Raw genomic sequence first — 13,075 nt, 5'->3', positions numbered from 1 at the left:
GCTTTCAGATGATCTTGAACCGCTCCCGAATTTGCAGGTCCTGTTCGTCAGTCAGATAACTTGGGGTGTGGGTCTGCAAAATCTCTTGCGCCCGATGGCGTGCGCGTGTCCAGGCATCTTGCGCCCCATTTTCTGCCCAGGTTCGGGGCTCATCCCTGTCTGCAAGCGAGGGATAGAAGTAATCCCGCTCCATGGCCGCAAAAGTATGCTGACCACCCAGAAAATGACCCTCGCCCAGCACGGCTTCGCAGATCGCGTCGAAGCCCAGATTTTCGTCTGTCACCTCGATACCCCTCAGGGCGCGGTAGGTGTGCGAATGCATCTCATCATCTAGCACAAACGCCTCAAAACTCGCGCCCAACAACGAGGCCGTCATACCCGAGCTTTCATAGATCAGATTTCCCCCCGCCAGCGCCGCCGCCATCGAGGTCAGGCCCTTCTCCATCCCGTATTGTGCATCGATTGCCTTGGCATCGGACATGGAACAGGCCACGCCCGACGGCAGCCCAAGCCAGTTGGACAGTTGGGCCGATGCCGCATTCAGCACCGCCGTTTCGCCGCTGCCGCCTGAGAACGCGCCGGTCCGGAGGTCAATCACCAGAGGCCAGTTTGAAAAGACCATAGGAAATCCCGGCTGGATCGCATGGACCATCACCAAACTGGCGAGCGTTTCCGCCAATGATTGCGCCAAAAAGCCAGCCAGGGTTGCGGGTGCCGTCGCCCCGGCCTGCGCCGCAGTGATGCATGAGATCGGGATATTGTGCTCGATGCAGGCGTAGACCACATCCACCGCATCTTCGCCGTAACGCATCGGCGAGATAACCGGGCTAATGTGTGCTTTCATAAACGGGCGCTTTGCGAATTCTCCGGGGCCTCCGGCTGCGATGTCCAGCATTTCGACAATCGGAGCGACGTGCTGGGCCAGCGTGAACGAAGTCGCGGTTGGCTTTGTTGTGTTCTTTAGCAACGCATATACTGTGTTCACATCCAGATCGAAGGTTTCCTCTAGATCGGTTGCAACACAACAGCGGGTGAACCAGCTGACATTTGGCAAAACATCCTGAAGACGCGTGAAATCATGCAAGTCCTGCAAGGTTGAAGGCCGATAGCGCCCACTGTGCAGATCAAGTGTCTGAACTGCCGCCCCTCCGGTTCCGAAATAAACGCGATTGCCGCCGACCTCGATGGATCGGGTTTCATCCCGCCCGTGCAGAACAAAGGTTTTGGCAGCCTGGTCAATCGCACGCTCAACAAGTTGGGGCGGGAACAGGACACGACCCTCATGGCTATCCCATGCTCCAATAGCCAACAAATCGGAGCGCAAACGATCTGGCACATCTCCAATCCCCAGCTTTTCCAGAAGCTCCAGAGCCGTGTTGTAAATCCGTTCCAGCTCGAACCCGGTCAGCGGCTTGTAGGCTCCACCGGGCTGACCTGGTGGGCACGGATCAAGCGCGGGCTTCTCAGCCCGCTGTGCAAGACGCCCCTTTCGACCAGACCGTTTCACCTGCGGCGCAGCCATATGTGATCCTCCAACCGCATCTAGTTGGCCAATTCAAGCGAACGCTTGCCGCCAGTTTCAATTGCATTCGCCTTATTGGAAAATAATGCGTTTTTATTTTCGATAATTTGCTAGCTAAGACCCCAACCCTTGTGGACCGCTTCGCATAACAGGCTAATCCCGGATATACGAGCCGGAGGGTCCTTTATGAAATCGCGCACCAAAGTGGTCGTCATTGGCGGCGGTATCGCCGGTTGTTCGACGCTGTATCATCTAACTCGCGAGGGTTGGACTGACGTAGTACTGGTAGAACGCAACGAACTAACCAGCGGCACAACCTGGCATTCGGCTGCGCAGGTGACCAATTTTGGCATGAATCAGACTATGGTTGGACTGAAAACGCACTCGATCAATCTGTACATGGAATTGGCCGAGGATCCAGACTACCCGATCAACTACCATCATGGCGACGGCGGTATCAGGCTAGCCAACACGCCGGAGCAAATGCAGGGGTATCGCCACTTTGCTTCCATGGCGCGCGGAATGGATGTGCATTTTGAGGTCATAGATGCCGAAGAATGCGCCCGCCGCCACCCGCTGATCTCGACTGATAACCTATTGGGTGGGCTGTGGGATCCGCTTGATGGCGACATCGATCCGGCACAGCTGTGCCAAGCTCTGGCACGCCGTGCGCGCAAAGCCGGGGCCGAGGTTTATCGCAACACTCCGGTCACCGGGCTGACGCAGCACAAGGACGATACGTGGACGGTGCACACCGAACACGGCGATATTGATTGCGATATAGTGGTTAACGCTTGCGGCTATCGGGTCAACGAAGTGGGCGCGATGATGGGTGTACACCACCCCGTTGCCTCGATGGAGCATCAGTATTTCCTGACCGAAGAGATCGCGGCAATCCGCGAAGCAGGTCATCGCATGCCCCTGCTCCGCTGTCCGATCAGTGACTATTATTGCCGTCAGGAAAAGAACGGTTTGCTGGTCGGCTTCTATGAGCAGGATTGCAAAACCTGGGGCATGGACGGGATCGATCCGAATTTTGTCAACGCGCTGTGCCCGGACGATCTGGACCGCGTGACGGATGTGCTGGAAGGTGCGTTTGCTCGCATGCCCGCACTGATGGAGGTCGGCATCCACACCGTCGTGAATGGTCCGATCACCTATACGATTGACGGCGCACCTTTGGTCGGGCCGATTCCCGGCAAGCGCAACGCTTTCTGCATCATCGGCCTGCGCGCAGGTCTGGGCGAAGGGGGTGGCCATGGCTGGCTGCTGGCCCAACAGATCGTTCATGGCGAAGCCTGCTATGACACGTGGTGCCTTGATCCGCGCCGGTTTACCGGCCACACCAATGTGGAGTTGACGGCGTTGAAAGCAATCGAGGACTACCAAAATGAATTCCGCTTTCATTTTCCTCACGAACACCGGCCTGCCGGCCGCCCTGCCAAAACCACACCGCTGACCCCGATCTTCGCAGCAGAAGGGGCCGAATTTACAGTGGTCAACGGCTGGGAGCGGGTCGACTACATCAAGCCAGCGTCTGACTTTCACCCAACACTGAGTTTCAGTTTTGATGAGACGTTTGACGTCGTCGCAGCGGAAATCAGTAACCTTCAGGAAAATGTCGGACTGGCCGAAGTTAGCGGCTTCAACCGGCTGGAAATCACCGGATCCGATCGGCATGAGTTTCTGGATCGGATGATGTGCGGCGCGGTGACGAAACGCGACGGGCGGGTCGGCCTTGGTTATCTGCTGAACCACGAGGGGATGGTCAAAGCCGAGACCACAATCGCCAATCTGCCCGCCAGCGATCGCGGCCCGGCGCGGGTCTGGTATGGGTCTGCCGCCGCCAGCGAATACCACGATATGGACTGGCTGCAGGCGCATCTGATTGATGGCGAAGACGTGCAAATCCGATCACTCACCAATGATCAGACTATACTGGTGCTGGCCGGACCCAAATCGCGCGACGTGCTGTCTGCTTGTGCCCGAGGAGACTGGTCGCGAGACGCCTTCCCCTGGCTGTCTGTTCGAGAGTGCTTTGTCGGGTTCGCACCAGCAACCGTGTTGAATATCAGTTTCTCAGGGGAATTGGCCTACGAGGTACATGTCCCGAACACCTCGCTTTATGCGGCCTATCTGGCGCTCAGAAAGGCGGGTGAGACACATGGCATGAAACTCTTTGGGGCACGCGCCGTCGAGTCCATGCGGATGGAGAAAGGATTCTTGCACTGGAAAGCCGATCTGCTCACAGAATTCGATCCGTTCGAGACGGGTTTGGATCGGTTCGTGAAATTGACCAAGGGTGATTTCATTGGCCGAAACGCGTTGCAGAGACGCCTTGAGAACGGTCCGCAAAAGAAACTGGTAAGCCTGAAAATCGAGACAACCATAGCACCTGCACATGGTGGCGCCTCGCTGATGTTGGACGGCGTGGTTGTTGGCACGATCACGTCAGGTGACTGGGGCCACCGAACAGGGCTAAACCTTGCCTACGGCTTTGTGAATCAAGAATTTTCCGAACCCGGTAGCCGCTTGCAGCTTGATCTGTGCGGAGAAATAATCGGTGCCGAGGTGATTGCACCTTCCCCTTATGACCCAGACCTCTCACGCGTGCGTAGCTGATCCGGAAGCTACCCGCCGTTCCGATAAGCAGTCGGTGTCTGCCCGAATTGAGCCCGGAACGCACGCGTCATGGCACTGGGGTTTTCATACCCGCAACGACTGGCGATTTCGGCCACGGATTGCTGGGTCTCTACCGCAAGTTTGCGCGCCAGATTCAGACGCAAGCGACGATAGAGCGCCTGCGGTGTTACACCCAGTTCGGCCAAAACACGGGTTTCGATCTTCTTTTGAGAACACCCGAGTTGGCGGGCGATATCCTTTATCAATACCGGTGCATCCAATGTGCCTTGCATGACGCCCAGCACCCTATTCACAAGCCTGTCTTCGGATTTCATCTGTGGCGAAGCAGCGCTTGGTTCACCGCGGTTCATCAGAAGATGCGCGACCTCCATCGACAGCAATGGCCCATGGTCCGCAAGGATCAGCGCCGTGGCCAGATCATAAGCCGCCATAGCGCCGGAACAGGTGATCCGGTTGCGGTCGATCACAAAGCGCTCTTGCAGGGCATCAACGTCTGGAAATGCCTCTTCGAACCGCGATAATTCATCCCAGTGAATGGTTGCGCGATACCCGTTCAACAGACCTGCATCTGCAAGCAACCAACTTCCGGTATCCAATCCAGCCAGCCGAGAATGTCGACTTGACGCACGGTGCAAAGCGCGCAACGTTTTTGAAACGGAATGCTCCAGATATCCATATGACGGCATGACGATCAGAGCATCGCCCACTGCGGCCCCGATGGCACCGTGAGGTGCCACCTGTAACCCACTGGAACTTTCCACAGTTGCACCGTCAGGCGAATAGAATTGCCAGGCATAGAGATGCTGCCCCGCCAAAGTATTCGCGGCGCGCAGCGGCTCAACCATGTTGGCAAGGCACAGGTTCGAGAAACCATCGAACAGCAAAAAGTTGTAGGTCTGAGTCAATTTTTTCTAACTCTGCATGATAAACTACGATTAGTGCATGTCATAGGCCCAGACAATGCCGTTTCATTCCCAATCAGGCATCAGGGGAACCGCGTTATGCAATTTGGCTTATCCGAAGAACAGGACATGATCGTCTCGACCGTGCGCAGTTTTGTCGAGAATGAGATCTATCCGCATGAGGCCGAGGTCGAACGGACCGGCCAAGTCCCGCCCGAATTGGGCGAACAGATCAAGCAGAAGTGCATCGATCTGGGATTTTATGCCTGCAACTTCCCTGAAGAAGTGGGCGGTGCAGGTCTGTCGCATCTCGACTTCACTCTGGTTGAGCGCGAACTGGGTCGCGGGTCCATGGCATTGACCCATTTCTTCGGTCGCCCGCAGAACATTCTGATGGCGTGCAATGACGAGCAGCGTGAACGCTATCTGTTGCCCGCTGTACGTGGTGAAAAAATGGACGCGCTGGCGATGACCGAACCCGATGCGGGTTCGGATGTCCGAGGTATGAAATGCCAGGCGGTTCGCGATGGCGGCGACTGGGTCGTAAACGGTTCGAAACACTTCATATCAGGCGCAGAACACGCTGATTTCTTCATCGTGTTCATCGCAACAGGTGTGGATGAAACCCCGAAAGGTCCAAAAAAGCGTATCACCACATTCCTTGTGGATCGGGGTACGCCGGGTTTTGAGGTGCGCGAGGGGTACAATTCGGTGAGCCACAAGGGCTACAAGAATTATATCCTTTACTTCGACAATTGCCGCCTGCCAGACGCACAGGTTTTAGGTGAGGTTGATGGCGGTTTCGCCGTGATGAACGAATGGCTTTACGCGACGCGCCTGACGGTTGCTGCCTTTTCGGTCGGACGGGCGCGGCGCTGTTTTGATTACGCGCTGAATTACGCCGCTGAACGCAAGCAGTTTGGCCAACCAATCGGCAAGTTTCAGGGTGTTAGCTTTCAGATCGCCGATATGATCACCGAGATCGACGCCGCCGATTGGCTGACACTCTCGGCCGCATGGCGACTGGATCAGGACTTGCCCTCAAACCGCGAGATTGCGTCGGCCAAAGTCTACGCCTCGGAGATGCTGGCGCGGGTGACGGATACCACGCTACAGATCTATGGCGGGATGGGGCTGATGGACGATTTCCCGATCGAACGGTTCTGGAGGGATGCGCGGGTCGAACGAATCTGGGACGGCACAAGCGAAATTCAACGCCACATCATCAGCCGCGATCTGCTACGGCCTCTGGGTGCCTGAGGCGTAGATGAGCAAGGATATCTCTCGCCTTCTGCGCCCGAAATCCATAGCGGTCATCGGCGGTGGTGCGTGGTGCCAGCAGGTTATCCAGCAATCCCAACGTATGGGCTATGCTGGGGACATCTGGCCCGTTCACCCCAAGGCGGCTGAACTCGCAGGGCACAAAGCCTACGCACAGCTTGAGGACCTGCCCTCCGCCCCGGATGCCGCCTTTGTTGGCATCAATCGACACGCCACGATTGAGGCGGTACAGATTTTGTCCGAAATGGGCAGCGGTGGTGCAGTTTGCTTTGCATCCGGATTCTCGGAAGCTGTGGCCGAGGATGATACGGGTGGAGACTTGCAATCAGAGTTGATCAAAGCGGCAGGTTCCATGCCCATTCTGGGGCCAAACTGTTATGGCTTTATCAACGCGTTGGACGGGGCGCTGTTATGGCCTGACCAACATGGAGCAGTTCCAGTTGAGCGCGGCGTCGCCATTCTGACCCAAAGCTCAAACATCTCGATCAACCTGACGATGCAGCGACGTGCCCTGCCGATTGCATATATGGTGACTTGCGGGAACATGGCGCAGACCAGCCAGGCAGAGATCGCTGAAGCGCTAATCGATGACCCGCGGGTCACTGCAGTAGGTCTGCATATCGAAGGCTTTAAGGATATTCGCGAATGGGAAGCCCTTGCCGTCAAAGCTTTTGAGAAAGGCGTTCCCCTGATCGCGCTGAAGATTGGTGCGTCTGAACAGGCGCAGGCAGCGACTGTGTCACATACCGCTTCACTGGCAGGCAGCGACGCGGGCGCGCAGGCTTTGCTGAACCGTCTTGGCATACCGCGACTAAAGTCTCTCCCAGAGTTTCTAGAAACGCTGAAATTGCTGCACTGCTACGGACCGTTAACAGGAGCCAACATAGCATCGATCAGCTGTTCCGGAGGCGAGGCAAGCCTGATCGCGGATATGGCAGTTGGCACAGGCCTCAGCTTTCCCAAACTGAGCGAAGACAAAGAAACCCGATTGCGCGATGCGCTTGGTCCGATGGTCGCACTGAACAATCCGCTCGACTATCACACGTATGTCTGGCGCGACGAAGCAGCAATGGCGAGGGCCTGGGCCGGGATGACCGGGGACGATATTGATCTGACCATCTCGATCGTCGACTATCCAACCACCGACTTGACGGATTGGGCTTGTGCAACGAACGCGGCACTCAAGGTGCGGGAAGAAACCGGCGCACGATTTGCTGTGGCGGCGACCTTGCCCGAGTTGCTGCCAGAGGATGTCGCGCAAACCTTGATGGCGGGTGAAGTGGTTCCGTTCATGGGCTTAAGTGAAACTCTCGCTGCTACTCGGGCCGCGGGTCAGATCTGTGCGCCTTCGCACGAACCAATCTGCTTGCCAGGCGACCTGGAAGCCAAACGAACTTTGACCGAAGCGGACGCCAAGCAGGCACTTACAGGACATGGCCTGTGTGTGCCCCAGAACCGTTCGGTTCGGAGCGCAGAAGAAGCCCAATGCGCGACACACGAGATGAGCGCGCCTTTCGCCGTCAAGGGCGTCGGACTTGCCCATAAGTCCGAACACGCCGCCGTGAGACTGGGAGTTCAGGCCTCTGACGTGCCGAAAGTTGCCGCAGAAATCGGAACCGACGAGATCCTGATCGAAGAGATGATCTCGGGAACCGTGGCCGAACTGCTGGTCGGCGTCGTGCGCGACCCCGCCCATGGGTTTGTTCTGACCCTCGGCGCGGGTGGTGTCCTGACCGAGATCTTGCGTGATACCGCTTCGCTGCTGATACCGACGACGCCCGATGATATTCGTGGCGCGCTCGACGCGCTAAAGATCGCCCCGCTTCTGGCCGGATATCGCGGCCAACCAGCGGCTGATATGGATGAGATCATTGCCGCTGTTCTGGCCGTTCAGAACTATGTCGTGCACAATGCCGATACGCTTGGCGAGGTCGAAATCAACCCGCTTCTTTGCACGCCGACCCGCGCGGTTGCAGTGGATGCCCTAATCAGAAAGGCCTGAGATATGGACCCGATCAAGACCCGCCGCGAGGGCGCAATCCTTGAGGTTACTCTGGACCGCCCAAAGGCCAACGCCATCGATCTGGCCACCAGCCGCGTCATGGGGCAGGTCTTTGCTGAGTTTCGCGATGACCCCGAATTGCGCGTCGCCATTCTGACTGGTGCAGGCGAAAAGTTTTTTTGCCCCGGCTGGGACCTGAAAGCGGCCGCCGACGGCGACGCGGTGGATGGGGATTATGGTGTGGGTGGTTTCGGAGGGATTCAGGAACTGCGCGACCTCAACAAGCCAGTCATCGCCGCCGTCAATGGAATTGCATGCGGGGGTGGGTTGGAACTTGCGATTTCAGCTGACATGATTCTGGCCGCAGAACACGCTACCTTTGCCTTGCCTGAAATCAGGTCTGGCACCGTCGCGGATGCCGCCAGCGTCAAACTGCCTAAACGCATCCCCTATCACATCGCAATGGAATTGCTTCTGACAGGTCGCTGGTTCGATGCCGAAGAAGGCCACCGCTGGGGATTGGTCAATGAGATTTTGCCTTCCGATCAGCTCATGGATCGCGCTTGGGAGCTTGCGCGCCTGCTCGCCTCGGGTCCACCACTTGTCTATGCAGCGATCAAAGAAGTTGTGCGCGAAGCCGAAGACAGCAAGTTTCAGGATGCGATGAATCGCATCACCAAACGGCAGTTGCGTACGGTAGATGTACTTTACTCCAGTGAAGATCAGCTTGAAGGCGCAAGGGCCTTCGCTGAGAAGCGCGACCCGGTCTGGAAAGGGAAATAACAAACCCATTCGTTTTCTAACTACGTAAATGAATCCGAGAAGAACAGCCCTTGATCACACAGGTCGAGCTAGTTCATCAAAGTCAGCTCAATTTTTGAGTAGATCATACTTTACACGCCTGAAAATCAGGTCACAAATTGCTTTATGCATATATTTGGGATCAACGTGACCTGATGCAGGACAAAAAATCAGAGACTGAACTGGAGATCGGTCGCACTCTGCAAAGACTGCGGCAAGAGCGAAACCTGACCGTCACAGAACTGGCAACTCAGGCAAACCTGTCGACGGCGATGATCAGCAGAATCGAGAACGGCCACGTTTCGCCTTCTCTTGGCACATTGCAGGCTTTGGCCGATGCCTTGTCAGTATCTCTGATGGCGTTGTTCAGCCATTCCGAGCACACGGCAGACGTTCACCATGTTCCCGCAGGCACAGGGTTGCCGTCACGGCGGATCACGCATGACCACGCACATGACTACCTGACACTGGGTAAGCACAGCGGGCCGGGCGGGTCCTTTCAATCCGCGCGCATCCGTATTTCTAAGCAAGACCAAAACACCTTGCCCAAATACCAACACGAGGGACACGTATTCATTTATATGATCGAAGGGCGTGCCCGGTATTTGTGCGGTGCCGAAGAATTTCTGATGGCGACGGGCGACACGCTTAGCTTTGACGCCAAACTACCACACGGAGTACACGAAATCCTATCGGACGAGATCGAGTTCATTACCGTTTCAACCCGGCCACAGTAATGACCATCTGCTGGCGTCACCGTGCCTGAACCCTTGCCTAAGTGACCCGGGAGTGAAAAGACCTAGAGAATGAAAATTACCTTTCGACAGGTCGATGCATTTCGATCCGTGGTATCGACCGGATCTGTAACAGAAGCCGCGACAATGCTGGGCATTTCGCAACCTGCAGTTAGTCGGCTAATCGCAGATCTTGAGGCTGAAGTCGGATTTGCTCTGTTTCAACGCTCAGGAAGGGTCCTGGTTCCAACAGACGAAGCGCGGCTGCTTGTACAGGAAGTGCGCCAAGCCGTCAGCGGTATGGAACATATCAAGCAGGCGGCGACAGCGATCGGCAGTTTTGGACACGCGCGGCTAAGCCTGGTGACCACCCCAGCCTTCGCAACGCAACTGGCCCCTGATCTGATCAGCTTATTCGCATTGGCCTGCCCCGAGGCTATGGCGCGGTTGGAATTTGAGGCCAATGACGATTCAGTGGAATGGCTGGTATCGCAGAGTTTTGATTTTGGGATTACGTCCAGCGTCCCGTCTAACCCATCTTTTAACAGCCTGATGCTGTCGGATGACGATGTATACTGCGTCTTGCCCAAGGGCCACCGGCTAGAAGACAAATCCGTCATTCACGCACGAGATTTGGCGGATGAGAGTTTTATATCCTACATGGGGTCATCCCGCTTCCGGTTCGAGGTCGACCGCTTTTTCGATGCCAAATCGATTTCGCGTAGCCTAAAATATGAAACTCGAACTACGGATGGCGTCTGTCGTCTTGTCGCGCGAGGGCTTGGAGTGTCGATTGTTGGAATGTCCAAAGGCCTTTCCGAAACCGTTCCAGGATGCGCTGTACTGCCGTTTGCTGCACCGCTAAATTTTCAAACAGTGCTTTTCTGGTCCAACAACAGACCACTATCCGCTGTTGCAAATATCTTTCTCGAAATAGCGAAGGACACGCTTAGCTCCGATTGAGCGCATCTCGAAAGCTTTGTCGCGCCTTTGCACTGTGAATATAGTCATAGTCGCGTGGATAGGATTTGCCCGGCTGAATCTCCATCGAAACAAACTGAGGGCCCGGCGTATTCAGAATATATGGTAACGCGTCTGCAAACAGTTTCAGCTCGCGAAAACCCTGCGACCCGGCATATCCGGCTGAACGCGCAAACCCAACGAAATCTATCCGATTAGCGCCGGGCAGCGGATGCGCGCCATTCACCTCATACACCCGGTTGGCCGCCACGAAGTGATACAAATTGGTTACGCCTGAGTTTGCTATCGTGACCAGAGAACCCAGATTCATCAACAGGCTGCCATCCCCATCCAAGACAATCACGCGCCTGTCTGGATTGGCCAACGCCAAACCTAAACCGTGTGAACTGGCCTGACCCATTGCTCCGACCGCTACATAGTTCAGATCACGAGGATTGAGTTGCAGCCAATCAAAGCAGCTTTGATATACGGCCACAACGACATCCCGTTCATTCACATGGGGTATCAACGCAGCAAGCGCATCATCACGGTCAATGATCATGTTGCCTCCGGGCTCCGTCCAATCAGGAATACATGGGGGCACGACGCGTTGTATGCCTCATCGACGGCTTGCGGAATATGATCAATATCTTCAGGCTCTTCGATCAGTGAGTGCGATATTTCCATCGCATCCAGCACCGGTTGGATAATACGCACTCCGTATGAAGCTGATTGGTCGGGTTGCACATCGGGCTCTTTTCCCTGCAATCCGACCATCATCACGATGGGCAACTCATAGTCCATGCCAATTGCCCGAATGGCGTTCAGAGAATCCATCAACCCGGTTTGCTGCATCATCAATAGCGCCCGAGTGCCATTGTAGGACATCGCCCCACAGATGCTAACACCCTCATCTTCTTTACAGATGCGGGTCAGGCGAAAATCGGGATCTTTCGAAATCGGCCAAAGTAGGCCGTCACTTGTGACGATATCCGGCAGGGCAACAATTTCCCGAATATCCGATTGCTTTATGCAGGCGATGATGCCAGCCCCCGACGGAAAGGCAATATCCCGAGCACTTGCGGCAGGTTGAAGTGATCCGCCCATTAGCCCGCCCCATTCAAAAATTCAGCAATACCATCTCGCACAGCTTGCAGTTCATGGGGCCGCCCAATGGTTATGCGAATATAATCCTTGTAGGCCGCCGATGCCAAACGCCTTACTGCAATACCATTCCGGCGCAAGAAGAGGTCGACCCCTTCTGCAGATTTCACCGGATCAGGAAAATGGACCAAAAGAAAATTGGTCTGACTTGGGACTATCGTCAAACCCAGCGATTGCATTTCCGACGAAAGCCACTTGCGCCCACGCTGATTGGCATCAAACACAAAGCGTGTGTGCGCCCGATCTTCAAGCGCTCCAATCGCAGCAACCGCCGAAGGTGAAGCAACGGGAAAAGTCAAGGCAATACGACGAATACTATCGAGGATATCCGGAGGGCCAAACACCCATCCTACCCGCGCTCCGGCCAAGCCGTAGATCTTAGAAAATGTCCGGCACATAACAACGTTGCTGGCCTCTTCCACCAGCTTGTGCGCTGGTTCATAGTCTTCGGCGTCGACATATTCTTCGTATGCCGCATCAATCACCAGTAACACGTCCTTGGGCAACGCAGCGTGTAGTCGCCTCACCTCAGATCCGTTCAAATAGGTTCCAGCGGGGTTTTCCGGGTTCGCAAGATAAACAATCCGCGTTCGATTGGTCACGGCATCAATCATTCGATCAACCGAGGGCTTGAAGCCGTCATCAGCGACTGAAATTACATCGGCATCATTTGCATAAACGTAGTTTGGAACCTTTAGATATCCGTTTGCGCTTCGGATCAGCTCGGTGCCCGGCCCCAAATAGGCTCTGGCCAATCGGGCCAGCAAATCATCCGAACCTTGTCCCGTTGTTATCCATGTTTCGTCCAGATCGAAATGCCGCGCGATAGCAGGCGCAAGAACACGATCAGGGTTCTCTAGGTAGCGCTCAATATCGCTCATGGCGGCGCGCGCCGCCGCACGCGCATTGGGACTGGGTCCAAAAACACTTTCGTTGGAATTCAACAGCACGGTCGCAGGTTGCCCGGCTTCTATCGGCGCACCCACCATATGTGGCTTGATGTTTTCGATTCCAGATTTTGCCAGAACTATGGTCATATTGCTTCCTCGAAACGGATCAATCACGC

11 protein-coding genes are annotated in these 13,075 nt (G+C 55.6%); 6 read left to right on the top strand and 5 right to left on the bottom strand.

Features of this window, described 5'->3' with window-relative positions; genetic code table 11:
* Positions 1 to 4: 4 nt before the first annotated feature.
* Positions 5 to 1,522 (bottom strand): trimethylamine methyltransferase family protein, encoded by a 1,518-nt coding sequence (locus tag ACR3EJ_RS22890; protein WP_170544066.1) that lies wholly within the window; start codon positions 1,520 to 1,522, stop codon positions 5 to 7.
* A gap of 186 nt (positions 1,523 to 1,708) precedes the next feature.
* Between ACR3EJ_RS22890 and ACR3EJ_RS22885 the strand changes: the two genes are divergently transcribed.
* Positions 1,709 to 4,144, top strand: coding sequence for a GcvT family protein (locus ACR3EJ_RS22885; protein WP_170544064.1), 2,436 nt, complete (start codon positions 1,709 to 1,711; stop codon positions 4,142 to 4,144).
* Positions 4,145 to 4,152: 8 nt separating this feature from the next.
* Here ACR3EJ_RS22885 and ACR3EJ_RS22880 read toward each other — a convergent pair whose 3' ends face one another.
* Positions 4,153 to 5,070, bottom strand: a complete 918-nt coding sequence (locus ACR3EJ_RS22880; protein ID WP_170544062.1) for a GlxA family transcriptional regulator — start codon at positions 5,068 to 5,070, stop codon at positions 4,153 to 4,155.
* A gap of 96 nt (positions 5,071 to 5,166) precedes the next feature.
* Here ACR3EJ_RS22880 and ACR3EJ_RS22875 point away from each other — a divergent pair, with 96 nt between their 5' ends.
* The 5 genes from ACR3EJ_RS22875 to ACR3EJ_RS22855 all read left to right on the top strand — a co-directional run bounded on the left by ACR3EJ_RS22875 (position 5,167) and on the right by ACR3EJ_RS22855 (position 10,848).
* A complete protein-coding gene (locus ACR3EJ_RS22875; RefSeq protein ID WP_170544060.1) occupies positions 5,167 to 6,327 on the top strand; it encodes an acyl-CoA dehydrogenase family protein in 1,161 nt (386 codons plus the stop codon).
* Positions 6,328 to 6,334: 7 nt separating this feature from the next.
* Positions 6,335 to 8,350: an acetate--CoA ligase family protein gene (locus tag ACR3EJ_RS22870; protein ID WP_170544058.1), complete on the top strand. Its 2,016-nt coding sequence runs from the start codon at positions 6,335 to 6,337 to the stop codon at positions 8,348 to 8,350.
* 3 nt (positions 8,351 to 8,353) lie between these two features.
* Entirely contained in the window at positions 8,354 to 9,133 is a 780-nt protein-coding gene (locus ACR3EJ_RS22865) for a carnitinyl-CoA dehydratase (RefSeq protein ID WP_170544055.1), read from the top strand.
* Between the two features lie 173 nt (positions 9,134 to 9,306).
* Positions 9,307 to 9,888, top strand: coding sequence for a helix-turn-helix domain-containing protein (locus ACR3EJ_RS22860; RefSeq protein ID WP_029621947.1), 582 nt, complete (start codon positions 9,307 to 9,309; stop codon positions 9,886 to 9,888).
* Between the two features lie 69 nt (positions 9,889 to 9,957).
* Complete coding sequence (locus ACR3EJ_RS22855) at positions 9,958 to 10,848, top strand: LysR substrate-binding domain-containing protein (protein WP_170544053.1); 891 nt, start codon at positions 9,958 to 9,960, stop codon at positions 10,846 to 10,848.
* On the opposite strand, the gene ACR3EJ_RS22850 is transcribed toward ACR3EJ_RS22855, so the two are convergent.
* The 3 genes from ACR3EJ_RS22850 to ACR3EJ_RS22840 are packed head-to-tail and all read right to left on the bottom strand — an operon-like array spanning position 10,835 to position 13,046.
* Positions 10,835 to 11,407, bottom strand: coding sequence for a thiamine pyrophosphate-dependent enzyme (locus tag ACR3EJ_RS22850; RefSeq protein WP_170544051.1), 573 nt, complete (start codon positions 11,405 to 11,407; stop codon positions 10,835 to 10,837). The genes ACR3EJ_RS22855 and ACR3EJ_RS22850 overlap by 14 nt on opposite strands.
* Positions 11,404 to 11,952, bottom strand: a complete 549-nt coding sequence (locus tag ACR3EJ_RS22845) for a decarboxylase (protein WP_170544048.1) — start codon at positions 11,950 to 11,952, stop codon at positions 11,404 to 11,406. Before ACR3EJ_RS22845 ends, ACR3EJ_RS22850 begins: the two co-directional genes overlap by 4 nt.
* Positions 11,952 to 13,046, bottom strand: coding sequence for a pyridoxal phosphate-dependent aminotransferase (locus ACR3EJ_RS22840; RefSeq protein ID WP_170544046.1), 1,095 nt, complete (start codon positions 13,044 to 13,046; stop codon positions 11,952 to 11,954). Before ACR3EJ_RS22840 ends, ACR3EJ_RS22845 begins: the two co-directional genes overlap by 1 nt.
* Positions 13,047 to 13,075: the final 29 nt, after the last annotated feature.

The organism is Ruegeria sp. AB11 (assembly GCF_056536325.1).
Note: the sequence above shows the minus strand (reverse complement) of the source record. Positions and strands in the feature narration are given on the sequence as shown.

What these genes read in the sequence shown, in the direction of transcription:
- ACR3EJ_RS22890 (WP_170544066.1), bottom strand. Translation starts at nt 1,522, where the DNA reads ATGGCTGCGCCGCAGGTGAAACGGTCTGGTCGAAAGGGGCGTCTTGCA.
- ACR3EJ_RS22885 (WP_170544064.1), top strand. Translation starts at nt 1,709, where the DNA reads ATGAAATCGCGCACCAAAGTGGTCGTCATTGGCGGCGGTATCGCCGGT.
- ACR3EJ_RS22875 (WP_170544060.1), top strand. Translation starts at nt 5,167, where the DNA reads ATGCAATTTGGCTTATCCGAAGAACAGGACATGATCGTCTCGACCGTG.
- ACR3EJ_RS22870 (WP_170544058.1), top strand. Translation starts at nt 6,335, where the DNA reads ATGAGCAAGGATATCTCTCGCCTTCTGCGCCCGAAATCCATAGCGGTC.
- ACR3EJ_RS22865 (WP_170544055.1), top strand. Translation starts at nt 8,354, where the DNA reads ATGGACCCGATCAAGACCCGCCGCGAGGGCGCAATCCTTGAGGTTACT.
- ACR3EJ_RS22860 (WP_029621947.1), top strand. Translation starts at nt 9,307, where the DNA reads ATGCAGGACAAAAAATCAGAGACTGAACTGGAGATCGGTCGCACTCTG.
- ACR3EJ_RS22855 (WP_170544053.1), top strand. Translation starts at nt 9,958, where the DNA reads ATGAAAATTACCTTTCGACAGGTCGATGCATTTCGATCCGTGGTATCG.
- ACR3EJ_RS22850 (WP_170544051.1), bottom strand. Translation starts at nt 11,407, where the DNA reads ATGATCATTGACCGTGATGATGCGCTTGCTGCGTTGATACCCCATGTG.
- ACR3EJ_RS22845 (WP_170544048.1), bottom strand. Translation starts at nt 11,952, where the DNA reads ATGGGCGGATCACTTCAACCTGCCGCAAGTGCTCGGGATATTGCCTTT.
- ACR3EJ_RS22840 (WP_170544046.1), bottom strand. Translation starts at nt 13,046, where the DNA reads ATGACCATAGTTCTGGCAAAATCTGGAATCGAAAACATCAAGCCACAT.